This is a genomic window from Nitriliruptor alkaliphilus DSM 45188 (assembly GCF_000969705.1).
In the GTDB taxonomy this organism is placed as follows: Bacteria; Actinomycetota; Nitriliruptoria; order Nitriliruptorales; family Nitriliruptoraceae; genus Nitriliruptor; species Nitriliruptor alkaliphilus.
Genome location: NZ_KQ033901.1, coordinates 4,739,875 through 4,762,660, shown reverse-complemented (window position 1 = coordinate 4,762,660; position 22,786 = coordinate 4,739,875). Strand labels below are relative to the sequence as shown.

General features: G+C 72.4%; 22 protein-coding genes. 10 read left to right on the top strand and 12 right to left on the bottom strand.

What is annotated here, in order from left to right; translation table 11 throughout:
* Positions 1-141: 141 nt before the first annotated feature.
* From NITAL_RS22040 to NITAL_RS22030, 3 genes are all read left to right on the top strand, one after another.
* On the top strand, positions 142-2,868 hold the full coding sequence (locus tag NITAL_RS22040) for a cation-translocating P-type ATPase (protein WP_052668463.1): 2,727 nt from the start codon (positions 142-144) through the stop codon (positions 2,866-2,868).
* 120 nt (positions 2,869-2,988) lie between these two features.
* Positions 2,989-3,744 (top strand): sulfite exporter TauE/SafE family protein, encoded by a 756-nt coding sequence (locus NITAL_RS22035; protein WP_052668462.1) that lies wholly within the window; start codon positions 2,989-2,991, stop codon positions 3,742-3,744.
* Between the two features lie 13 nt (positions 3,745-3,757).
* Positions 3,758-5,161, top strand: a complete 1,404-nt coding sequence (locus NITAL_RS22030) for an MBL fold metallo-hydrolase (protein WP_052668461.1) — start codon at positions 3,758-3,760, stop codon at positions 5,159-5,161.
* Here NITAL_RS22030 and NITAL_RS22025 read toward each other — a convergent pair.
* The 6 genes from NITAL_RS22025 to NITAL_RS22000 form a co-directional block, all read right to left on the bottom strand.
* The gene (locus NITAL_RS22025; protein ID WP_052668460.1) at positions 5,092-5,850 is read right to left on the bottom strand and encodes a GntR family transcriptional regulator; all 759 of its coding nucleotides are present in this window, start codon (positions 5,848-5,850) and stop codon (positions 5,092-5,094) included. The genes NITAL_RS22030 and NITAL_RS22025 overlap by 70 nt on opposite strands.
* Before the next feature lie 55 nt (positions 5,851-5,905).
* Positions 5,906-7,003 carry a hydrogenase expression/formation protein HypE gene (gene hypE, locus NITAL_RS22020; protein WP_052668459.1) on the bottom strand — a complete coding sequence of 366 codons (1,098 nt, stop codon included), beginning with the start codon at positions 7,001-7,003 and terminating at the stop codon, positions 5,906-5,908.
* Positions 6,996-8,129, bottom strand: a complete 1,134-nt coding sequence (hypD, locus tag NITAL_RS22015; RefSeq protein WP_052668458.1) for a hydrogenase formation protein HypD — start codon at positions 8,127-8,129, stop codon at positions 6,996-6,998. Before hypD ends, hypE begins: the two co-directional genes overlap by 8 nt.
* A complete protein-coding gene (locus NITAL_RS22010; RefSeq protein WP_052668457.1) occupies positions 8,126-8,431 on the bottom strand; it encodes a HypC/HybG/HupF family hydrogenase formation chaperone in 306 nt (101 codons plus the stop codon). Before NITAL_RS22010 ends, hypD begins: the two co-directional genes overlap by 4 nt.
* Before the next feature lie 3 nt (positions 8,432-8,434).
* On the bottom strand, positions 8,435-10,813 hold the full coding sequence (hypF, locus tag NITAL_RS22005; RefSeq protein ID WP_052668456.1) for a carbamoyltransferase HypF: 2,379 nt from the start codon (positions 10,811-10,813) through the stop codon (positions 8,435-8,437).
* A gap of 188 nt (positions 10,814-11,001) precedes the next feature.
* A complete protein-coding gene (locus tag NITAL_RS22000; RefSeq protein WP_157042029.1) occupies positions 11,002-12,258 on the bottom strand; it encodes an MFS transporter in 1,257 nt (418 codons plus the stop codon).
* Positions 12,259-12,372: 114 nt separating this feature from the next.
* On the opposite strand from NITAL_RS22000, the gene NITAL_RS21995 reads away from it, so the two are divergent.
* Positions 12,373-12,714: a hypothetical protein gene (locus NITAL_RS21995; protein WP_157042028.1), complete on the top strand. Its 342-nt coding sequence runs from the start codon at positions 12,373-12,375 to the stop codon at positions 12,712-12,714.
* 60 nt (positions 12,715-12,774) lie between these two features.
* Here NITAL_RS21995 and NITAL_RS21990 read toward each other — a convergent pair whose 3' ends face one another.
* Complete coding sequence (locus tag NITAL_RS21990) at positions 12,775-14,286, bottom strand: SulP family inorganic anion transporter (RefSeq protein ID WP_083441888.1); 1,512 nt, start codon at positions 14,284-14,286, stop codon at positions 12,775-12,777.
* A gap of 236 nt (positions 14,287-14,522) precedes the next feature.
* On the opposite strand from NITAL_RS21990, the gene NITAL_RS21985 reads away from it, so the two are divergent.
* On the top strand, positions 14,523-15,011 hold the full coding sequence (locus NITAL_RS21985; RefSeq protein WP_052668454.1) for a glutathione peroxidase: 489 nt from the start codon (positions 14,523-14,525) through the stop codon (positions 15,009-15,011).
* A gap of 35 nt (positions 15,012-15,046) precedes the next feature.
* Here NITAL_RS21985 and NITAL_RS21980 read toward each other — a convergent pair whose 3' ends face one another.
* Complete coding sequence (locus NITAL_RS21980; RefSeq protein WP_052668453.1) at positions 15,047-15,400, bottom strand: hypothetical protein; 354 nt, start codon at positions 15,398-15,400, stop codon at positions 15,047-15,049.
* Between the two features lie 58 nt (positions 15,401-15,458).
* The gene (locus tag NITAL_RS21975; protein ID WP_157042219.1) at positions 15,459-15,854 is read right to left on the bottom strand and encodes a rhodanese-like domain-containing protein; all 396 of its coding nucleotides are present in this window, start codon (positions 15,852-15,854) and stop codon (positions 15,459-15,461) included.
* Positions 15,855-16,045: 191 nt separating this feature from the next.
* On the opposite strand from NITAL_RS21975, the gene NITAL_RS21970 reads away from it, so the two are divergent.
* The gene (locus NITAL_RS21970; protein WP_169786929.1) at positions 16,046-17,281 is read left to right on the top strand and encodes a DUF3179 domain-containing protein; all 1,236 of its coding nucleotides are present in this window, start codon (positions 16,046-16,048) and stop codon (positions 17,279-17,281) included.
* A gap of 69 nt (positions 17,282-17,350) precedes the next feature.
* Here NITAL_RS21970 and NITAL_RS21965 read toward each other — a convergent pair whose 3' ends face one another.
* Entirely contained in the window at positions 17,351-17,677 is a 327-nt protein-coding gene (locus tag NITAL_RS21965; RefSeq protein ID WP_052668450.1) for a mycoredoxin, read from the bottom strand.
* A 56-nt stretch (positions 17,678-17,733) separates the two neighbouring features.
* Complete coding sequence (locus NITAL_RS21960; RefSeq protein ID WP_052668449.1) at positions 17,734-18,558, bottom strand: DUF427 domain-containing protein; 825 nt, start codon at positions 18,556-18,558, stop codon at positions 17,734-17,736.
* Between the two features lie 265 nt (positions 18,559-18,823).
* Here NITAL_RS21960 and NITAL_RS21955 point away from each other — a divergent pair, with 265 nt between their 5' ends.
* The 3 genes from NITAL_RS21955 (at position 18,824) to NITAL_RS28255 (ending at position 20,691) form a co-directional block, all read left to right on the top strand.
* Complete coding sequence (locus NITAL_RS21955; protein WP_052668448.1) at positions 18,824-19,306, top strand: DoxX family protein; 483 nt, start codon at positions 18,824-18,826, stop codon at positions 19,304-19,306.
* A gap of 150 nt (positions 19,307-19,456) precedes the next feature.
* Positions 19,457-20,206 (top strand): flavodoxin family protein, encoded by a 750-nt coding sequence (locus tag NITAL_RS21950; protein WP_211262595.1) that lies wholly within the window; start codon positions 19,457-19,459, stop codon positions 20,204-20,206.
* 95 nt (positions 20,207-20,301) lie between these two features.
* A complete protein-coding gene (locus NITAL_RS28255) occupies positions 20,302-20,691 on the top strand; it encodes a DUF1801 domain-containing protein (protein WP_052668447.1) in 390 nt (129 codons plus the stop codon).
* A gap of 24 nt (positions 20,692-20,715) precedes the next feature.
* On the opposite strand, the gene NITAL_RS21940 is transcribed toward NITAL_RS28255, so the two are convergent.
* Positions 20,716-21,582, bottom strand: coding sequence for an NmrA family NAD(P)-binding protein (locus NITAL_RS21940; protein WP_052668446.1), 867 nt, complete (start codon positions 21,580-21,582; stop codon positions 20,716-20,718).
* 145 nt (positions 21,583-21,727) lie between these two features.
* Between NITAL_RS21940 and NITAL_RS21935 the strand changes: the two genes are divergently transcribed.
* A complete protein-coding gene (locus tag NITAL_RS21935) occupies positions 21,728-22,681 on the top strand; it encodes an AraC family transcriptional regulator (RefSeq protein WP_052668445.1) in 954 nt (317 codons plus the stop codon).
* Positions 22,682-22,786: the final 105 nt, after the last annotated feature.

Here is a 22,786-nt window from a genome sequence, read left to right as displayed (position 1 = left end):
CCGAGGCCGACCGACCCTCACGGTCGGGACCTGCGGTCCTGCTCGCGCCGCACCCCGCTCCCTACCGTCGGCACCGGAGGGTCGTACCCACGGCCGACCGGCCGGCCGCTGCGCCGGTGGAGGGAAGGCTCGAGGTTGGCGATGACGCAAGCGACCGCCGGCCCGGTGACTCGCGGCGACGAGTCGGCGCCGAGGCACGCCGACGAGGTCGAGCGTGTCGTGGCCGAGCTGCGGACGGACGCGACACGGGGTCTCACCGCGCGGGACGCCGCCGAGCGCCTGGAGACCCACGGCCGCAACGAACTGGGTGGGGACGAGCCGCTGAGCCTGTGGCGCATCCTCCTCGGGCAGTTCACCAGCCCGCTGATCGTCATCCTGCTGGTCGCGTTCGCCGTGACGATCGTGATCGACGAGCACACCGACGCCGCGGTCATCGCCGCGGTCCTCGTCATCAACGCCACCATCGGCGCGACCCAGGAACGCAAGGCCGACCGGTCGGTCCGGGCCCTGATGGAGCTGGCCGCACCCCGCTCCACGATCGTGCGCGACGGGGTCGAGCAGGACGTCGACTCCGCGGAACTGGTCCCCGGGGACCTCGTCGTGCTGACCAGCGGCAGCCGCGTCCCGGCCGATCTGCGGCTCGTCAGCGCCACCACCCTCGACATCGACGAGTCGCTCCTGACCGGCGAGAGCGACCCGACCCGCAAGGGCACCGCCCCGGTCGCGGAGGAGACCCCGGTCGCGGATCGAACGTGCGTGGCGTACATGGGCAGCGCCGTCGCCAACGGTCGTGGACGGGGGGTCGTCATCGCCACGGCGACCGGCACCGAGCTCGGATCGATCGCCGCCAGCATCCAGCAGGCGACGCGCCCGGAGACCCCGCTGCAGAAGCGCATGCGGCGCTTCGCCAACATCATCGCGGTCGTCGTCCTCGGCGCTACGGTGGTCGCGTTCGTCCTCGGTGTCGCACTCGGCACGCCCGCCGACCAGATGTTCCTGACGGCGGTCGCCCTCGCCGTCGCGGTCGTCCCCGAGGGCCTCCCGGTCGCCTTCACGGTCGCGATGGCCCTGGGCGTGCACCGCATGGCGAAGCGCAACGCCATCATCCGCTCCCTGCCCGCGGTCGAGACCCTCGGCAGCACCGACACGATCGGGTCGGACAAGACCGGCACGCTCACCGCCAACCGGATGACCGTCCTGCTCGGCTGGACCGGTGACGGCTGGGTGTCCTTCGCCGGCACGGCCCACGAGCCGGGGGGGACCAGGCGGGACGCGCGCGACGTCGTCTCGGCCGACCCTTGCGGGGCGCTGGCCGACAGCCTGCGGACCGCGATCCTCAGCAGCGAGGCCGACCTCATCCTCGACGGGGACGAGATCGTCGACCACCGGGGCGATCCGACCGAGTGGGCGCTGCTCGTCGCAGCCAGGGAGGCGGGGCTCGCCCACGTCGACGTCCGCCGGCAGCACCCCGAGCTGGCGAGCGTGCCGTTCGAGGCCCAGGCGCGGTGCTCCTACGTGGTCACCGACGAGGGGGACGGCGCGGCGGTCCTGCGCCTGAAGGGAGCACCCGAGCGGGTCCTGGAACTGTGCACCAGCGTGCGCAGCGGCTCGGTGACCCGGCCCCTCGACCTCGACGAGGTGCACGCGGTCGCCAACGACATGGCGGCGCGCGGCCTCCGTGTCCTCGCGACCGCGCAGCGTCGGCTGGATCTGCCGGCGGCACAGGTCGACCCGCACCGTCCTCCGGTGCCCGACGCGCTCACGCTGACCGGGTTGGTCGGCATGCAGGACCCGCCGCGCTCGGGGGTCGCGGACGCCATCGCCCGGTGCAGGAGCGCGGGCATCCGCGTCGTGATGATCACCGGCGACCACGTGGCCACGGCCCGGGCGATCGCACGTGACCTCGGGATCAGCGGCGAGGCGCAGGCGCTCACCGGCGCCGACCTCGAGCGCATGGACGATGCGCAACTGCGGGACGTGGTGGGCGACGTCGACGTGTTCGCGAGGGTGACGCCGGACCACAAGCTCCGGGTCGTCCAGGCCCTGCAGTCCCACGACCTCGTCGTCGCCGTCACCGGCGATGGGGTCAACGACGGCCCCGCCCTGAAGGCCGCGGACATCGGCGTGGCGATGGGGCGGTCGGGCACCGACGTCGCGCGCGAGGCCAGCGACATGGTCCTGACCGACGACGACTTCGTGTCGATCGTCGACGCGGTCGAGGAGGGCCGCGTCGTCTTCGACAACGTGCGCAAGGTGACCTACTTCCTGCTCTCGACCGGAGCGGCGTCGATCGTCGCCATCATCGCGTCCATCGTCGCCGGGCTGCCGCTGCCCTACGTCCCCGCCGCGCTGCTCTGGCTGAACGTGGTGACCAACGGTCTGCAGGACGTGGCGCTGGCCTTCGATCCGGGCGAACGCGGCGTGCTCGACCAGCCCCCTCGCCGCTCCTCCGAGGGGATCCTCAGCCGTGCCCTGTGGGAGCGCACGGTGCTGACCGGCACCGCGATGGCGGCCGGGAGCCTGTGGCTCTACACGTGGGCCATCGACGCCGGGCTGTCCCCTCCGCAGCAGCGAGGTGCTGCCCTCACCACCCTGGTCATCGCCATGGCGGCACACGCCTACAACGCGCGGTCTGAACGCCGCTCCATCCTGGTCACCCGCTTCCACGGCAACCCGTTCCTGCTGATCTCGACCATCGTGGCGGTGATCGTCCACCTGCTCGCGACCCACTGGGAGCCGACCCAGCGGGTCCTGCAGATCGAGCCGGTCACCGCGGCGGGCTGGGCCCGCATCCTGGCCGTGGCCGTGGCCGTCGTGCTGATCAGCGAGACCGACAAGCTGCTGCGTCGACGCCGGGCACGCGCCTGACGCGCACTGCGTCAAGTTGTCCGGACATATCCTCCAGATGTCCGTACCTTTGGACCCGGCAGGTCGTCCGACCTGTCGCCTCGCCCCGGAGACACCGACCGTGCCCACCGTCCGACCCGCGTGACCATCCTCCTCGTCACGCTCGCGCTGGCCCTGCTCGTTGGGGTCAGCGTCGGCCTGCTCGGCGGTGGCGGATCGATCCTGGCGGTCCCGATCCTGGTCTACGTCGCCGGGCTCGATCCGAAGGTCGCCATCGCGACCTCGTTGGTGGTGGTCGGCGCCACCGCCGCGGCGGGCGCCATCCCCCACGCCCTCGCCGGACGGGTCCAGTGGCGTACGGCAGCGATCTTCGGGGTGACCGGCATGGTCGGCGCCTACGGCGGCGGCCGCGCCGCAGCCTTCGTCCCGGGCGAGTGGCTCCTCGCCGCGTTCGGGGTGATGATGGCGGTCACCGCGGTGGCGATGCTGGGGGGTGGCCGGCGGCCCTCGACCGAGCCGCGGACCGGGCCCCTCCCGCTCGGACACATCGTCGTCGAAGGGCTCGTGATCGGCGCCGTGACGGGCCTCGTGGGTGCCGGTGGGGGCTTCCTCGTCGTCCCGGCGCTCGTGCTGCTCGGCGGGGTGCCCATGGCCACGGCCGTCGGCACCTCGCTCGTGGTCATCGCGGTCAAGTCCGGCGCGGGTCTGCTCGGCTACCTCAGCAGCACCAGCGTCGACTGGCGGTTGGCGGCTGCGTTCACCGCCGCGGCCATCGTCGGCAGCCTCGGTGGCGGCCGGCTGGCGGGCCGGGTGCCCGACGAGACCCTGCGCCGCGCGTTCGGCTGGTTCGTGCTGGCCATGGGTGTCGTGATGATCATGCAACAGTTCCTCCCGTGACAGGAGTCCGACCGTGGTGACCATCGAGACCATCGAGACCCCGTCGCTCGGGGACCGCACCTACCTCGTCCACGACGGCGCCACCGCCGCCGTCGTCGATCCGCAGCGCGACATCGATCGGGTGCTGACCCTGCTGGACGAGCGAGGTCTGCGCGTGTCCCACGTGGTCGAGACCCACGTCCACAACGACTACGTCACGGGGGGTGCCGAGCTCGCCCGCGTCACGGGGGCCCGGTACGTGCTGTCCGCCGACGAGGAGCTGCACGTCGAGGCCACGGGGGTCCGGGACGGCGACGTGCTCACGGTGGGATCGTTCGAGCTGCGGGTGATGCACACGCCGGGCCACACGCCCACCCACCTCAGCTACGTCGTCACCGCCGACGGCAGGGACGTGGCGGTCTGCACCGGTGGGTCGTTGCTGTACGGATCGGTCGGACGGACCGACCTGATCTCGCGGGCCCGGGCCGAGGAGCTCACGCGTGCGCAGCATCGGTCGGCCCGACGCCTCACCAGCGAGCTGGCCGACGACGTGCGGGTCCTGCCGACCCACGGCTTCGGCAGCTTCTGCTCCTCCACGAGCTCGGAGACCCCCACGAACGGCACGATCGGCAGCGAGCGGGAGGGCAACGTCGCGTGCCGCATCACCGACGAGGACGAGTTCGTGGCCACGCTCCTCGCCGGACTGGACGCCTACCCCCGCTACTACGTGCACATGTCGCCACGCAACCGGCTCGGACCGGGACCGATCGACCTGTCGCCCGCGACGCACGCCGACCCGCAGGAGCTGCGGGCCCGGATCGCCGCCAACGAGTGGGTGGTGGACCTCCGCACGCGCACGGCCTACGCAGCCGAGCACGTCCGCGGGACCGTCAACGTCGAGCTGGCCGACTCGTTCATCACCTACCTCGGCTGGCTCGTGCCGTGGGGCAGCCCCATCACCCTCGTCGGCGACACCCCCGAGGAGGTCGCCGACGCGCAGCGGGACCTCGCCCGCATCGGCATCGATCGTCCGGCGGCGCAGGCCACCGGCGGCGTCGCCGCGTTCGGTGGCGAGCTACCGCGGGGGCGCTACCGGGTCGCCGACTTCGAGCAGCTCGCCGAGGCCCGCGCGGCCGGGAAGGTGCACGTCCTCGACGTCCGGCGCGACGACGAGCGCCGCACCGGAGCGGTGGCGGGGTCGCAACACGTGCCGCTGCACGACCTCGAACGCCGCATCGCCGAGGTGCCGGCCGATCGGGAGGTGTGGGTGCACTGCGCCAGCGGCTACCGCTCGGCCATCGCGGCCTCGCTGCTGACCCGCACTGGCCGCCTGCCCGTGCTCGTCGACGACGACGCGGACCGGATCGCTCAGCTCGGGCTCGACGCCGCCGTGAACCCGCCGGCGGCCGATCCCGCCTCGCGCGACGACGAGGTGTAGACGAACCGCCGTCCGCGCACGAGCGTGATGCGGCACTCCACGGGCCGATCGTCGGCCCAGCCGAGCCGCTGGACGCGGAACAGTGCCTCGCCGTCCTCCAGCGCGAGGAGGGCCCGTGCGTCGGCGTCGGGCACGACGGGCTCCAGCGTCTCGTCGACCCCGGTCACCCGGACGCCAGCCCGAGCCGACAGCTGCTCGTAGAGGCTGGTGTGGGTCAGGTCGACGTCACGTAGGGCCCGGCCGATCGTGGCCGGCAGCCAGACGCTGTCCAACGCCAGCGGCTCCGCGTCGGCGAACCGCAGCCGTTCGATCCGCACGAGCCTGGCGTCGCGTCGACGTCCGAGCCGCCGCGCGACCGCCTCGTCCTGGACCTCGTCGAAGCGGAGGACCTCCGAGCGTTGCTCGAACCCCTGGTCCTCGACAGCACGGAAGAGGGTGTACAGCGACCCGAGCGGCTGCTGCAAGCGGTCGTCGGTGAGGAAGCTGCCACGCCCGCGGTGACGGTCGACGAGCCCACGGGCACGCAGGTGGCGCACCGCCTCGCGGACGGTGTGGCGGCTGACGCCGTAGTGCGCGGTCAGCTCACGGTCGGTGGGGAAGCGGTCGACGATCTCGCCGTCCGCGATGCGTCGGTCGAGGTCCTCGAGGACCTGTTGCCAGAGCGGCTGGCTCGGTTCGCCCTTCGACACCTGTTCCCCTTCCGTGGCCGTGACGGAGACTACGTGGCCCCGCCCCCACCACGGGTCAGCAGATCCTGGGCAGCTGTTCGCCGAGGGGCCGGTCGACGATCCGGGTCGCGCCGATGCCGGTCCGCGCCACCACCACGCCGCGATGGTCGTCCACGACCTCGCCGATGATCACCGCCTGCCGGCCGAGCGGGTGCCGCTGCATCGCCGCGAGGACCGCGTCGGCAGCCTCCGGTGCCACGAAGGCGACGAGCTTGCCCTCGTTGGCCACGTGGATGGGGTCGAGGCCGAGGAAGCTGCACGCCGACGCGACGGCGGGATCGACCGGCACGGCACGTTCGACGTACCTGATGCCGACGTCCGCGGTCGCGGCGAGCTCGCACAGGGATGCCGCCATGCCGCCACGGGTGGCGTCCCGGAGACAGTGCAGACCTCCCATCGCGCCTGGAGCGGCCAGCATGGTGGTGACGAGGTCGGCCATGGACGCCGAGTCGCTGCGCACCTCGGTGCCGAACCGGATGCCCTCGCGCACGCTCATGACCGCGACGCCGTGGTCGCCGATCCGACCGGAGAGGATGACCTTGTCCCCCGGTCGGATGCGGCCAGGGGCGAGCTCGACCCCGTCAGGGATCAGCCCGATCCCCGTGGTGGTGATGGTCACCCCCGACCCGTCACCGGTGTCGACGACCTTCGTGTCCCCCGTCACCAGCTGGACGCGGGCAACCGCGGCTGCCCGGCCCATGGTCTCGGCGATGGTGCCGAGGACCGACAGCTCGAGCCCCTCCTCCATCACGAACGCGGTCGACAGCGCCACGGGGACGGCGCCGCTCATCGCGACGTCGTTGACCGTGCCGTTGATCGCCAGGTCGCCGATGTTGCCGCCGGGGAAGAACAGCGGGTCGACCACGAACGCATCGGTCGAGAACGCCAGCCGAGCACCCCCGATGGTCAGCGTCGCGGCGTCGGTCGGTGTGGCCGACGCTGCGGCAGCGCCGAAGGCGGGCAGGAACAGGTGCTCGATCAGCTCGGCCGACAGCAGCCCGCCACCACCGTGGCCGGCGACGATCCGGTCGCGGTCGCGTAGCGGCAGCGGGCAGGTCCACCCCTCGAGGTCGCCGCCGGTCGTCGCGTCGCCGGACGCCTGGACGTCAGCCACGCGTCACCTCCGCGTCGACCACCGGCAGCGAGCCGCGGGACCCGAGCCGCCCGTACTGGTGGTAGGCCGCGCAGGCCCCCTCGCTGGACACCATGGTGGCCCCGAGGGGGTTGCGGGGGGTGCACTCCTTGCCGAACGCCGGGCACTCGTCGGGCTTCAGCAGCCCCTGCAGCACCTCGCCGGAGCGGCACAGCGGCGATTCGGCGACCTGGATGTCGCCGACGTCGAAACGCCGCTCGGCGTCGAGGTCGGCGTAGCGTTCGGACAACCGCCAGCCGCTCAGCGGGATGGTCCCGATCCCTCGCCACGCACGATCGGTGACGTCGAAGACGTCCTCCAGCATCGCCTGCGCCGGGGTGTTCCCCGCGGCAGCGACCGCCCGCGGGTAGGCGTTCTCGAGGCGCGCCTCGCCGCGCTCGAGCTGGGTGACGGCGCGGCGGATGCCGTCGAGGACGTCGAGCGGCTCGAACCCGGTGACCACGATGGGCACCCCGTAGGCCAGGGCGAGCGGCCCGTACTGCTCGGTGCCCATGACGCTGCAGACGTGGCCGGCGGCCAGGAACGCGTCGACGCGGCTCGTGGGTGAGGACGCGATCGCGGCGATCGCGGGCGGCACCAGGACGTGGCTGACCAACAGCGACAGGTTGGTGAGGCCCCGCTGCCGCGCCTGGTAAGCGACCATGGCGTTCCCGGGCGCGGTGGTCTCGAACCCGATGGCGAAGAAGACGACCTGCTTGTCCGGGTTCTCTTCGGCGACCCCCACCGCGTCGAGGGGCGAGTAGACGACACGGACGTCGCCACCGCGACTGCGGACGCCGAAGAGGTCGGTGTGGCTGCCGGGGACGCGCAGCATGTCCCCGAACGAGCACAGGATCACGCCGGGACGGCTGGCGATCTCGAGGGCCTTGTCGACCGTCTCCAGCGGTGTGACGCAGACCGGGCACCCGGGTCCGTGGATCAGCTCGACCTCCTCGGGCAGGAGCTGATCGATCCCGTTGCGGATGATCGAGTGGGTCTGACCGCCACACACCTCCATGATCGCCCACGGCTTGGTGACCGTGGCGCGGATCTGGGCGAACAACGACGCCGCGAGGTCCGGGTCGTGGAACTCGTCGAGGTACTTCACGCCGTCCCCTCCCGTGACGGGCCGCCCGTCGGTGCGCGATCGCCGGTGACGTCCGGCTCGGGGCCGAGCTCCTCCGCCAGCACACCGAGCTCCTCGAACAGCGCCAGGGTCTGCAGCGCCGATGCCTCGTCGACCATCGTGATCGCGAAGCCGGCGTGGATGAGCGTGTACTGGCCGACCTCGGCCTCCGGGACGTAGGCGAGGCACACGTCCTTGGTGACGCCGCCGAAGTCGACGGTCGCCATCCTCGTCCCCCGCTCGTCGCGGATCTCCAGGACCTTGCCCGGGACGCCGAGGCACATGGGTCAGCTCCTGCTGTGGTGGGCACCGACGGCGATCTGACCGAGGGCCAGACCACCGTCGTTGGGTGGGACGAGCTGGTGGCGCAGCACGGTGAACCCGGCACGAGCCAGCGCGGTGGTCGCCAGATCGGTGAGCAGGGCGTTGGCGAACACCCCGCCGGACAGCGCGACGAGGTGCGGCCCGCCACGGTCGCGCACGACGGCGGCCGTGGCGCACACCGCCTCGGCCAGGGCCCGGTGGAACCCCAGGGCGACAGCAGCCGGGGCGACCCCGTCGAGGACGGCGGCGACGACCCCCCGCACGAGCGTGCCGCTGTCGAGCTGGTCGGGGCCGTCCGAGACCTCGACCAGCGGCAGGTCCAGCGGGTGCCACGCGCCCTCGGCCTCCCCCGCGAGCACCTCGAGCTCGATGGCTGCCTGCGCTTCGAAGGTGATCTCGTGGCGCACCCCGATCAGCGAGGCGACCGCGTCGAACAGGCGTCCGACGCTCGAGGTCGGCACGCAGCGGAAGTCGCGATCGAGCTGCGCGGCCAGCAGACGGCGTTCGTCGAGGGACGTGTGCGCGACGGCCGGTAACCGCTCGTCCCACCCCACGCCTGCGCTGCGCAGGTGCGAGAGCGCCACGCGGTGGGGGTGGCCGATCGCCGCGTCGCCACCGGGCAGCGCCACCGTCGACAGGTGTGCCAGCCGCTCGAAGCCGGCGTAGTCGGCGAGGAGGATCTCGCCGCCCCAGATGGTCCCGTCCGGCCCGTAACCGGTCCCGTCGAAGGCGAACCCGAGGACCGGCGTGCCGCTCGCGATGCCGTGCTCGGCCATGACGGCGGCGACGTGCGCGTGGTGGTGCTGCACCTCCACCACGGCCCGCCCGTCAGCGTGGCGTGTGGCCCACCGGTGGGTGGTGTAGTCCGGGTGCGCGTCGACGATCAGGCGCCGCGGGGCGACCTCGTGCATCGTGGCGAAGCGGTCGACCGTGCGCTCGAAGGCGCGCAGCGTCGGGAGCGTCCCCATGTCACCGATGTGGGCCGACAGCCACGCCCGACGTCCGTCGGTGAGACCGGCGGTGACCTTCAGGTGGCCGCCGACCGCCAACGCCGGGACCCCCTCGAAGGGCAGCGGGACGGGTGTCGGCACGTAGCCGCGCGACCGACGCAGCACGGTGGTCGCGGCACGGCCGCCGACCGTGTCGACCCGGACCACCGAATCGTCGCACGGGACCGCGATCGGTCGGTCGTGCAGCAGATAGGCGTCGGCGATGGCCGCCAGCCGTTCACGTGCCTCGTCGTCCTCGGTGCAGAGCGGTTCCTCGGAGAGGTTGCCGCTGGTCATGACCAGCACGTCCTGGGCCGCCACGTCGCTGCCCGGGACGTCTCCGAGGAGCAGGTGGTGCAGCGGCGAGGCCGGCAGCATGATGCCCACGAGCGGGTTGCCCGGCGCAACCGCGTCGGCCAACGGCGCGTCGGCGCGGCGCCGGAGCAGGACGATCGGTGCCGCGGGCGAGGTGAGGACGGCGGCCTCGGTGTCGTCGATGTGGGCCAGTCGGCCCGCGACATCGAGGTCGCGCGCGAGCAGCGCGAACGGCTTGCCGGGACGCTGCTTGCGCCGCCGGAGCATCGCGACGACCTCGCCCTCGTCGGCGCGGCAGGCCAGGTGGAACCCACCGACGCCCTTGACGGCCACGATCGCACCATCGGCGAGCAGCCGCTGCGTGGCGAGCAGCACCTCGTCGCTGCTGCCGCTCCCGCCACCGTCGGCGACCGCGGGCCCTTCGAGCCAGATGCGCGGCCCGCAGTCGACGCAGGCCACGGGCTGGGCGTGGAACCGCCGGTCGGCCGGGTCGTGGTACTCGGCGTCGCAGGGGATGCAGAGGGGGAAGCCGGCCATCGTCGTCGCGGGCCGGTCGTAGGGCAGCGAGGTGATGATGGTGAACCGGGGGCCGCAGTTGGTGCAGGTGGTGAACGGGTAGCGGAAGCGTCGGTCGGCGGGGTCTGCCACCTCGGCGAGGCAGTCGGCGCAGGCGGCGGTGTCGGGCGGAGCGGTGGTGACCGGCCCATCGGCGTGCTGACTCGCCGCGATGGTGAAGCGCGTGGCCCCCTGCACCGGGACCTCGACCGCGACGACGTCCGCGACGTGCGCGAGCGGCGGCGCCTCGGCCCGCAGACGCTGCTCGAACCGGCGCACCGTCGCAGGCCCGCCCTCGACCTCGATGTGCACGCCGGCACTGTCGTTGCCGACCAGGCCGGCGAGGCCGAGCTCGGTCGCCAGCCGGTGCACGTGCGGCCGGAACCCGACCCCCTGCACGGTCCCCGTCACCGTCAACCGGACGCGTCGGATCGGGGCCGTACGCGCACCTGTGGTCGCGTCGATCGGGGCGGCCGCCGTCATCGCCTCACCTCCGGGCCACGCTCGGCGACCCTGGTGTCCAGCGTACGAGGTGCGCGCCTTCGGCGGTGGCGATCGCGGAACCGCCCCGCCTCACCATGGGCCCGACGCGCCTGACTCGTCTCAGGGCGCAGGTGGGGCGCATCGACGCGGCCCCGACCGCGCCCACCCGCTCCACCTCGGCGGGCACGTCAGTCAGCGGTCGTGCCCCCTGGGGCGCGGGCGACCAGGCCGAAGATCCCGACGCCGATCGGCACGACCAGCAGCCACATCAGGACCTCGATGTAGCTGCCGGTCAGGTCACGCCCGAACGACAGCGCCACCGGACCGAAGGCGGTCGAGGCCACGCTGATCGCCGTCACCACACCGCGGATCGACCCGAGGTGGCGGATGCCGAACAGCTTCGGGAAGGCGGCCGCCTCCAGCGCGCGGACCGACGACCCCGCCGCGCCCACCGCCATGCCGTACAGCGCTGCGGTCACGCCCGGTCCGACGAACGGCACGGCGACCATCGCTCCGGCGAGCAGCAGCATCGAGGTGAGCAGCACCCACCGGGGCGCGAAACGGTCGACCATCGAGCCGACGAACAGGGTCGCGGTGAGCGCAGCCACGGTCTGTGGGAGGAAGTTCGCGGCCGCTTGCACCGGGGTGAGGCCCTGCTCCCCGAGCAGGTCGATCTGGTGGAAGGCCAGGCCCGTCCCGATCATCCCCGTGGCGGCGACGGCCCCGGCGACGGCCCAGAACATCGGCGTGCGGAGGGCGTCGGCACGGGTCAGGTCACCGTCGCCGACCGTGACCGGCACGCCATCGGCGGGGATCGGGTCGCCGTCGACCTGCTGGCCGACGTCGCTCGGCCGGTCGATGAGGCCGCGGAACGCGATGGGCAGGATGACCGCCCAGGTGAGGAGGGCCAGGCAGATCCACGCCAGGCGCCAGCCGACCTCGCCGATGACGAACGCCGAGAGGATCGGGATGAGCGAGAGCAGCGCCGATCCCACCGCGGCCGTGACGCCGATCGCGATGCCGCGGCGCCGGCGGAACCACGGCGCGACGGCCGTGGTGGCCACGAGGCTCAGGCCTCCCTGACCGAACGCGCGGATGCCGGTGAAGCCGAGCACGAGGGTCACGACCCCCACGACCCCGGCCATCGCCGCGAGCACCACGCCGAAGATGCCACCGACCAGACCCATCGCGACACGTGCACCGCGGTCGTCGATGAGGCGGCCGACGCGCGGCATGGCCACGGCGCCGCCCAGGGTGCCGATCAGGTACGCGGTGGAGACCTGGGACCGACTGAGCTCCAGCGCACCCATCATGGGATCGACGAAGACGCTGACACCGGCCGTCTGCCCGGGTCCCGTCATCCCAAGGGCCACCGCCGCGAGCAGGACGACACGCCAGCCCGAGAAGCGGGTCCGGGCGCGCGGCGGGACGGGGCTGAGGAGCACGGGGGGTCCTGGAGCGATCACGGCAGCGGCGAGGTGGCCGTGCCGGAGGGGAGCTGACGACCCCCGACGGTACGGTACGACCGTCCCGCCCGGACGTGGCCGTGGGAGGTGGTGGTGGCGACTGTCGTGTGTCCGACCTGCGGCGAGGACGACGACCTCACCGGCACGCAGCGCGGTGACGCCATCGTGCTGACCTGCGGCCGGTGTGGCGCCACCTGGGACCGGGACCTGCGCCTGAGCTGTCGGTTGTGCGGGTCCGAGGACATCGAGGGCATCCGCACCTCGACCCTCGAGGAGGCGGGACGGGCCGGCGTCCGCACGCCCTCGGGTATCCGGCTCGTGTACTACTGCTGGAGCTGCGCCGCCAGCGACGTCACGTCGTCGACACCGGACCCCGGCCCGCACCCGCCGCCCGGTGGCAGCGGTGACCTCCGCGCGCTACGCAGGGACAGCTGACCCGGATCGCCCCCGACCCCGCGGCGACCGGCACGGTCGCCGGGCCGCCGCTGGGTCGGGTCAGTGCGCGTCGACCAGCTGCCCGGTGAGCCGGTCGTGCAGCTCGGCGCTGTGGTGGGTCAGACCGGTGATCGTGGCCTCGATGCCACGGGCGGCGAACTTCGCCACCACGGCATCCAGGGTGACCACCGCAGAGGTGTCCCACACCTCGGCCTCGGTGAGGTCGATGACGACCTCGCGGACCGGGTCGTGCAGGTCGAACTCGTGGACGAGGTCGTTGGACGAGGCGAAGAACAGCTGGCCGGTGATCACGTAGCTGCGCACCGTCCCGGTCGGGTCGAGCACACTGGTCATGGACGCGTGGTGCGCCGCCCGCCGGGCGAAGACCACCATCGCGAGCAGCACCCCGGCGATGACGCCGTAGGCGAGGTTGTGGGTGTGGACCACGACCGCCACCGTGACCGCCATGACCATCGTCTCGGTCTTGGGGGTGCGACGGAGGGTGTTGACCTTGAGGCTCGACCAGTCGAAGGTCGCGACCGCGACCACGATCATGACGGCGACCAGGGCCGCCATCGGGATGAGCGCGACGAGGTCACCGAGCCCGAGGATCAGCACGAGCAGGAACACACCGGCGGACAGCGTCGACAGCCGGGTCCGAGCTCCGGAGCGGACGTTGATCATGGACTGGCCGATCATGGCGCAGCCGGCCATCCCACCGAGGAAGCCGGTGGCGATGTTGGCGATGCCCTGGCCTCGCGACTCGCGGCCCTTGTCCGACGGGGTGTCGGTGATGTCGTCGAGGAGCTGCGCGGTCAGCAGCGACTCGAGGAGCCCGACGAACGCCAGCGCGATCGCGTACGGCGCGACGATCTGCAGCGTCTCGAGCGTGAACGGCACCACCGGCAAGCCGAGGACGGGCAGGGTGGAGGGCAGTTCGCCCATGCCCCCGACGTCGGGGACACGCACATCGAAGGCGACCACGGCGCCGGTCAGGACCACGATGGCGACCAGGGGTGCCGGTACGACCTTGGTGAGGCGGGGCAGCAGGTACATGATGGCCAGGCCACCGGCGACCAGCCCCCAGACCGCGAGCCCTTCACCGAGTAGGTAGGGCATCTGGGCCAGGAAGATGAGCACCGCGAGGGCGTTGACGAAGCCGGTCATGACCGTCCGGGGCACGAACCGCATGAGGCGGCCCACGCCGAGGTAGCCGAAGATCAGCTGGAGGAGCCCGGTGACGATGGTGGCGGCGAAGAGGTACTCGACCCCGTGATCACGCACCAGCGGCACGATCAGCAGGGCCATGGCCCCGGTCGCGCCCGAGATCATGGCGCGGCGGCCGCCGGCGAACGCGACGATGATCGCGATCGAGAACGAGGCGTAGAGGCCCACCTTCGGGTCGACCCCGGCGATCAGCGAGAACGCGATCGCCTCGGGGATCAGGGCGAGGGCGACGACCAGGCCGGCCAGGATCTCGGTCTTGGGGTCGCGCCACCACTCGGCGCGCAGGGAGGCGAGGCGCCTCCCGTTCGTGGATCCGGACAGCAGGGAGGAGGTGGCTTCGGGCACAGGGGAACTCGACGTGGACGTGCAGCCGCGCAGCAAGGACCGGACCCGGTCACGAGCGGGAGCGCGCAGCGGCGAACTGGAGAGACGGGAGCGCCCACGCGAGGGTCCCCAGAGCGTCTGCCAGCAGGACCGCGAAGCGCGGGCCTCGCCACCGTACCGCCTGCGTCACGGCCGCCGGTCACCGCGCGCGCCGGGTAGCGTCCGCGCCCCTACCCACTCGCGGCGAGGAATCCCTGATGGACCTGTTCGACATCGCGCTCACGACCCTCGACGGTCGGCCCACCTCGCTCGCCGAGCACGCCGGCAACGCCCTCCTGCTGGTCAACGTGGCCAGCCGGTGCGGCCTGACGCCGCAGTACGCCGGGCTCGAGGAGCTGCACGCGACGTACGCCGACCGAGGCCTGCGCGTCCTCGGCTTCCCGTGCAACCAGTTCGGCGGTCAGGAACCGGGGACGTCCGAGGAGATCGCGACCTTCTGCTCCACCACCTACGGGGTCAGCTTCCCCATGCACGAGAAGCTCGACGTCAACGGCGACGACCGCCACCCGCTCTACCAGCGGCTGGTCGAGACCCCCGACGCCGACGGCCAGGCAGGCGACGTGCACTGGAACTTCGAGAAGTTCCTGGTCGCCCCCGAGGGTGAGGTCGTCGCTCGGTTCCGCCCGATGGTCGAGCCGCAGGACCCGACGCTGGTCGCCGCGGTCGAGGGCACCCTCCCGGGCTGAGGTCCGGGAGGTCCGGGTTGGGGCTCGCCCGAGGCTCAGGCCGCCACGTCGACGTCGCCCTCGAGGACCTCGAGCGAGTCGATCTCGATGCGGCGGCCCTCGTCGTCGCGGAAGGTGTAGCGGCCGGTGACCTCGACCTCGGCGCCGACGTGCTGCTCGATCAGTTCGGCGGGCACGACCTCGACGCGGTGCACGTCGCGGTCCTCGATCCAGTAATGGACCGGATCGTCGAAGGAGCGCACGACGCCGCTGGTGATCACGGTCCGCCCGTCGTAGGCGTGCTGGTCCTCGACCAACTCCGCGAGCGACACCTCGACCGGCTGGTCGTCACCGACGCCGCATCCGATGACCCCGACACACAAGGCGGCGAGCAGGGCGGCGGTGCGCACGGGGTCTCCGATCCGGGGCCCCCATCCAACCGGACCCGGCGCGGCCGCGCACACGTCGTCAGCGGGCCAGGTCGAAGCCCTCGTCGAGCCAGCCGGTGACGCCCCCGATCATCTTCTTGACGGGCCGCCCGAGGTCGGCGAGGCGCAGCCCGGCCTTGTCCGCACCGTTGCAGTGCGGCCCGGCGCAGTAGACGACGTACAGGTCGGTGTCACCGAGGTCGGCCAGGTTGCGCGCGTTGATGCGGCCGTGGGGGAGGTTGACCGCCCCCGGGACGTGCCCCTCGGCGAACAGCTCCGGCGAGCGGACGTCGAGGAGCAGGAACCCGGGGTCGGACCCGGTCGTGATCGCCTGGTGCACGTCCCAGCAGTCGGTCTCGAGCGCGAGCAGCCGCGCGAAGTGGTCACGGGCGATGTCGGCCGGAGCAGCGGGCACGTCGGTCACGGGACGCGGCAGGACGGGCATCGGAACTCCTCGGCCGGGGGGCCGGGACCCTGCCAGAGGGGCGCGGCACGCACCAGCCGGATGCCGGTCACGGCGAGCAAGCATCCGGCCAGACCGGTCCCGGGGAAGAACGACCGGGGTCGCCGGGCTCCCCGGTACGTGGTCCGCTGGTGGACCAGCAGAGACCCGATCAGGAGGCCGACGTGCCCGCAGCGCTCTGCCGCATCTCGACCGCGGCTGCCATCGTCCTGGCCGCTGCCGCCTGCAGCGGCGCCGCCACCGACGACTCGGGCGATGCGGTCGGCCCCTCCGCTGACGGACGCGCCACCTGCGTGCCGCTCGCGGAGTTCGAGAACGGTGACGTCGCCAACGCGCCGGTCCAGGACGTGGCGTTCCCGTGGGATCGTCCGGACCCGGTGGTCCTGGAGGGGTTCGACTTCAGCCGGGTCATCAGCGGCGGCCCGCCGCCGGACGGCATCCGCCCCATCGACGACCCGTGCTTCGACGACGTCGCCACCGCGGATGAGTGGCTGCAGCCGCAGAGCCCCGTGATGGTGGTGGAGGTCGGTGACGATCGGCGCGCCTACCCGCTGGCGATCCTGACCCAGCACGAGATCGTCAACGACGTGGTGGGCGGCGAGCCGCTGGTCGTGACCTACTGCCCGCTGTGCAACTCCGGGTTGGCGTTCGAACGGACCGTCGACGGCCAGGTCCTGGACTTCGGCACCTCCGGGCGGCTCTTCCAGGCCAACCTGGTGATGTACGACCGCCAGTCCAAGACCCTGTGGACCCAGTTCACGGGCAAGGCGGTGGTCGGCGAGGCCTTCGTCGGGACCGAGCTGGTGCGCGTCCCGACGAGCCTGCTCGCCTGGGAGGACTTCCGCACGGCCGTCCCCGATGGCGTGGTCTTGTCCCCCGACAGCGAGCCCGGCCGCGACTACGGCCGCAACCCCTACACCGGGTACGAGGACAGCGGTGACCAGTTCCTGTTCGAGGGTGACCGCGACGACCGGCTGCCTCCGAACACGCGGGTCGTCGGCCTCGGTGCCGACGGCGACCCCACCGCGGTCGTGCTCGATCACCTGCGCGAGGAGACGGTCGTGGACGTCGAGGTGGACGGGCAGCCCGTGACGATCTGGTGGGCTCCCGGTCAGGCCAGCGCGCTCGACCGGGAGACCGTCGACGGTGGCCGTGAGGTCGGATCGACGGTCGCCTTCGTCCGCGACCTCGACGACGGCATGCAGCTCACGTTCACCCCGCTCGACGAGGTCGCCGGGACCTTCCGCGACGAGCAGACCGGGTCCACCTGGAACCTGCTCGGTGAGGCGATCGACGGTGAGCTCGCCGGCACGAAGCTCGACCCCGTGTCCCGCGACGACACCTTCTGGTTCGTGTGGTTCGCCTTCCAGCCCGACACCGTCGTGGTCTCACGTTCGTGACCGTCGTCGGGCTCAGCTTCCGGTCCCGCCGCCCTCCGCTGACCTCGTTCGCAGCTCGCTGTCGCGGCGTCAGCCGCCGAGCAGACGGGTGATGGCGCGGGCCGCGGCCCCGGGTCGCGGTGGCTCGTACCCCTCGGGGAGGTGCTCCGGGACCTGCTCGCTGACCGTGCGCAGGACATCCGGAGCAGAGGGGTTCACGAGCGCCACGTCGCCCACCCGCACCGTCGGCACGGTCTCGTTTCCCCGAGCGACGGACCGCACGAAGGCGGCACCGTCCTCGTCCTGCCAGATGTCGACACGGTCGAACGCCAGTCCCGACCGCTCCAACCCACGCAGCAGGGAGCTGCAGAACCCGCAACCGGGCCGCCAGTAGACCGTGATGGGGTGTTCGCGCACGGACGTCCTCTCTCGTCGTGCTGACAACCCGGCGAGGCCTCGATCTCTTCCCGTGGTCACGAGAACGGTGTCTCCGGCCGTTCCCACGGTTCGCCGTCGACCTCGAGGTCGACCTTCTCGTTGTAGAACGCGATCAGCCCGGCGATGCCCTGCACCTCGGCGAGTGGTTCGTCGTAGACCCAGGCCCCGTCCTCGAGCCGCTCGGCGCCTGCCTCGACGTGGTGGTACCGGCTGGTGGTCCCCTTGTAGGGGCACGAGGTCTCCAGGCCGCTCGGACGGAGGAACTCGGTCCGAACGTCCTCCTGTGGCAGGTAGAAGCGGGGCGGCAGCCCCGTCTCGAACAGCATCGTCGGTCGCCGGCTGTCGGCGACGATGTCGCCACCGACCCGGATGACGACGTGCCGGTCGGAGCGGATGACGTCGCAGCGGTGGTAGGGATCACGGGGGTGGACCCAGATGCGCTCGGCCTCCTCCCACCACTCGTCGACCGCGTCCCACCGGAAGGCACGGAGGCCGGCGAGGGGCGGCGCTCCGGGGAGCGGATCGGGGTAGCTCCAGACCGCATCGACCCGCTCGGTGTCGCCCGCGCGGATCGTCCAGTACACCGCGTCGCCCTTGACGGGGCAGTGCGTGGTGTGGTCCGTGGCCTCCAACGACGAGATCCGGACGTCTTCCTCGGGCAGGTAGTAGACCGGCATCAGCCCGGTCTCGTGGAGCAGCATGGCACGGGTGCTCTCGGCGATCATCTCGTCGCCCACCACGACCCGCACCCGCCGCGGGCTGGGCTCGAGGTACAGGACGTGGTCCGGCGCCTCGTCGCCGAAGTTGAAGCTGCCTGCCGGCCACTCACCGAACGGGCCGGTCCCCACCGTCAACGCCATCGTCACGCTCCTCATCGGGTCGCCGACGCGAACGTACGCCGCGGTGCTTCGCGCGGCTCGGGCAGCAGCCACCGGACGGACGGCAACGCGCAGGGACGACCCAGGAGATCGCGGGCACCTCGTCGGTGCCGGCACGGACTTCCGTCCGTCGGGCGAGCCGAGCGCGCGCCCCTACGGTGCGCGCCGGCCACCTCCCGACGCCGCCGAGGAACATCGCGGATGCCGGGACCGTGGCCACGTTCCATCCACGTCTCGGAGGTACCCCATGCACCTGCTCGGACTCCCCCAGCTGCGGCCACTCGCGCCCGCTGCTCCCATCATCGCCCGCGTCCTGGTCGGGGTCGTGATGGCCGCGCACGGTTGGCAGAAGCTGACCGAGATCACCCCCGCTGGCTTCGGTGGGGGCATGCTCGACGGTATGGGCGTGCCCGCGCCCGTGCTGGTCGGCTGGATCGTCACGCTCATCGAGCTCGTCGGCGGCGTGCTGCTGGTCGTCGGCGGGTGGTCCCGTATCGCGGCCCTGCTGAACGCAGGCGTGCTCGTCGGTGCCTTCCTGCTCGTCAAGATCGACGTCGGTCTGCTGGCCCCGATGGGGGCCGACATGCCCGGCGCCGAGCTCGAGTTCGCGCTGCTGGCCGGCCTGCTCGTCGTCGCGCTCCTCGGACCCGGCAAGCCGTCGCTGGACCACGTGCTCGGCATCGAGCGCGGGACGCCGACCACGTCGGACCGCGAACTCACCCGCGTCTGATCGAGGCGGACCGATCGACCGCCCGGCCATGAGCGCGGTCCCCTCGAGGGAAGTGCAGCGGCACAACCGGGGTTGAAGTGGCAGGACATCCATCCACGCGCCAGCGGCGAGCTTCCGCACCGCGACACCCCAACGAGGACAGGGACCCCCGTGACCGATCTCGGCGCAACGGACCGTCGGCTGTGCGAGGACCCGCCGGCCGCCTACGACGACCTGCGGGCGCTGTTCGTCAACTGCACCCTGAAGCCGTCCCCGGAGCCGTCGCACACGCAGGCGCTCGCGGACCGGTCCGTGGCGATCATGCGCGCCAACGGGGTCGAGGTCGACGTCGTCCGTGCGGTCGATCACCACCTCGCCCCGGGCGTCTACCCGGACATGACCGAGCACGGTGCGGACCGCGACGACTGGCCGACGATCTTCGAGCGGGTGATGGCCGCGGACATCCTGGTGCTGCTCACCCCGATCTGGCTCGGCGAGAAGTCCTCGGTGGCCACCCGGGTCGTCGAACGTCTCTACGGCAACTCGGGCCTGCTCAACGACGCCGGCCAGTACGCCTACTACGGCCGCACCGGCGGCGTCATCGTCACCGGCAACGAGGACGGCGCCAAGCACTGCGCGATGAACCTGCTCTACAGCCTCCAGCACCTCGGCTACGTGGTCCCGCCCCAGGCTGACGCCGCCTGGCTCGGCGAGGCCGGACCAGGTCCGTCGTACGCCGACGAGGGCTCCGGCGGACCGCAGAACGACTTCACCAACCGCAACACCAGCTTCATGACCTGGAACCTGCTGCACACGGCCCGCTGGCTGAAGGATGCGGGGGGCTTCCCGGCCCACGGCAACCAGCGCGACCTGTGGGACGCCGGGTGCCGCGACGACGCCCCCAACCCCGAGCACCGCTGATCCAGGCTCGAGTTCCCGAGGTCTTGACGGCCGTGTCGTGGGCTGACCACCATGGCTCGGGGATCGGAGGCTGCCGAGCGACGATCGGGAGGACGGTGGTCGGCACCGAGGTCGAGACCGTGTGGGCGTCGCACGACCCCACCATCCGGGCGCTCGCGGAACGGGTCCGAGCGCTCGTCCGACAGGTGATCCCCGACGCGACCGAGGAGGCCGATCCATCGGCTGGCCTGATCGGGTTCACCACGCAGCCGGGGACCTACCGGGGCCTGATCGTCGCGGTCGCCCCGCACACGGCGCACGTCAACCTGATGTTCTCCCGGGGTGTCGAGCTGCTCGATGCCGACGGCGCCGAGCTCCTCGAGGGCACCGGGAAGCGGGCGCGTCACGTCCGGTTCCGCGGATCGGACGACGTCGATCGTCCCGGGGTCCGCACGCTCCTCGAGGAGGCCGCGCGTCGACACCACGCTGCCACCCCACCGACGTGATCGGCCCGCACCGTTCCCTCCTGCTCACGCGGGGACACCGACGAGCGTCTCGAGAGTGGCCTCGAGGGGGGTGGGACCGGTGACGATCCGGTCACCGCGCGGGACGAGCAGACCGCGCTGGTCGGCGGCCGCGAGCTCGGCCAGCAGCTCGGCTACGTGCGGCGGCAGCCCGGTCCCGACGAGGGTGTCGACCCAGCCGGACTGCGGGACGGTGACGACCTCGAGATCGCGGCCGAGCGCGGCGCCGAGTAGCTGTGCCACCTGTCGCTCGGTGTAGACCGGGCCGGTGACGTCGACCACCTCGCTGGTGGTCGGCGGAGCCTGGAGGACGTCCGCCACGGTCCGGCCGATGTCCCGCGTCGCGACCATCGGGATGGGCTCGTCCGCCGAGTCCGCGAGGACGGGGTAGAGCCCCTCGTGCCGGGCCGCGTCGAGCAGGTCGCTGACCTTCTCCTGGAAGTGGCTGGATCGGATGGCCGAGATGGTCGCCCCGGTCCCCCGGAGCGCCTCCTCGATGTGGTGCAGGCCGACGATCGGTCCCGTGCCCTCCGCGAGGTCGGCGCCGATGGAGGACAGCATCGCAACGTGGCGCACACCGCTGTCGCACACCGCGCCCGCGATGGCCGCCACCTGCGCCCGCTCCTGGGCGCGGACGTCCTCGGCCGTCACGTCGAACGGCAGCAGCACGAAGGCGCCCCGGCTGCCGTCGAGCGCCGCGGTCAGCGCCGAGCGGTCGCTCAGGTCGGCGACGGCGACCTGCGCCCCCGCCGCTGCCCATCGGGTGCCCTTCTGCTCGTCGCGGACGATGACGCGGACCGGCGCGCCGTCGGCGAGCAGGTTGCGGGTGACCGCCGATCCGACCCTGCCGGTGGCTCCTGCGATGGTGAACATGACGCGTGCTCCTCGATGTCGGTGTCGGTGAGGCCCGTCACGCTACGGTCGCTGGATTGGACGACCCATGCTTCGACGTCCACTTCTCTTGCTCGAACGTCCGGCCCTCTGGACGTACAGGTCTCCCGCTCGCGAGGATCGCCGCATGGTCACCGTGACAGCCCCTTGGACCCCGACCGATCCGCTCGGTGAGGCGCTGCACCTGCTGCGCATGCAGGGCGTCTTCTACAGCCGGACCGATGCCAGCGAGCCGTGGGCGCTCGAGATGCCGGCCATCGTCGACTCGCTCAGCTTCCACGTGATCACGGCCGGCTCGTGCTGGCTCGAGGCACCGGACGGCGGGACGATCGAGCTGCGGACCGGCGACGTGGCGCTCGTGCCGCACGGTCGCGGCCACGTACTGGCGAGCGAGCCGGGCCTGCGGCCCGCTGGCCGCGTCGACCTCCTCCCCCAGCACTACCTCAGCGACCACTACTCGGTGCTGACCTACGGTGGCGGCGGCCGGTCCTCGCGGTTGCTCTGCGGCATCGTCGCCTTCCGCGAGCCGGCCGCGCGGGCGCTCGTGGCGGCGCTGCCGACGGCGATCCGCGTGGACGGCACCGGCCCGTCGGCGACCGCCGTGCACGACACCGTCCGGCTGATGGCCGGCGAGCTCGGCGACCTGCGTCCGGGCGGTGAGGCCGTGACCACACGGCTCGCCGACATCCTCGTGGTCCAGGCGATCCGCAGCTGGCTCGAGCACGACCCCGCCGCCCGCACCGGGTGGCTCGGCGCCCTCCACGACGAGCGCATCGGCCGGGCCCTCGCCGCGATCCACCGCGATCCGGGCGCCGACTGGAGCCTCGACCGGCTCGCCACCGAGGCCACCATGTCACGCTCGAGCTTCGCGGCGCGGTTCACCGAACTGGTGGGTGAGCCCGCGATGACCTACGTCACCCGTTGGCGCATGAGCGTGGCGCACGCCCAGCTGCAGGAGGGAGCGACCGTCGGAGCGGTGGCGTCCTCGCTCGGTTACCGCTCGGAGGCCGCCTTCAGCCGGGCGTTCTCCCGGATCACGGGTACCACCCCCGGCCGTGTCCGTCGCACGCCCGCGGCCTGACTGCCTGCTCGATCGCACGGGGTCGGACCGGGTCGGACCGGGTCGGGAGCGCACCGATGACCACGCTGAACGGGGGGGCCTGCGTGCCGGATCTGCGTGATCGGA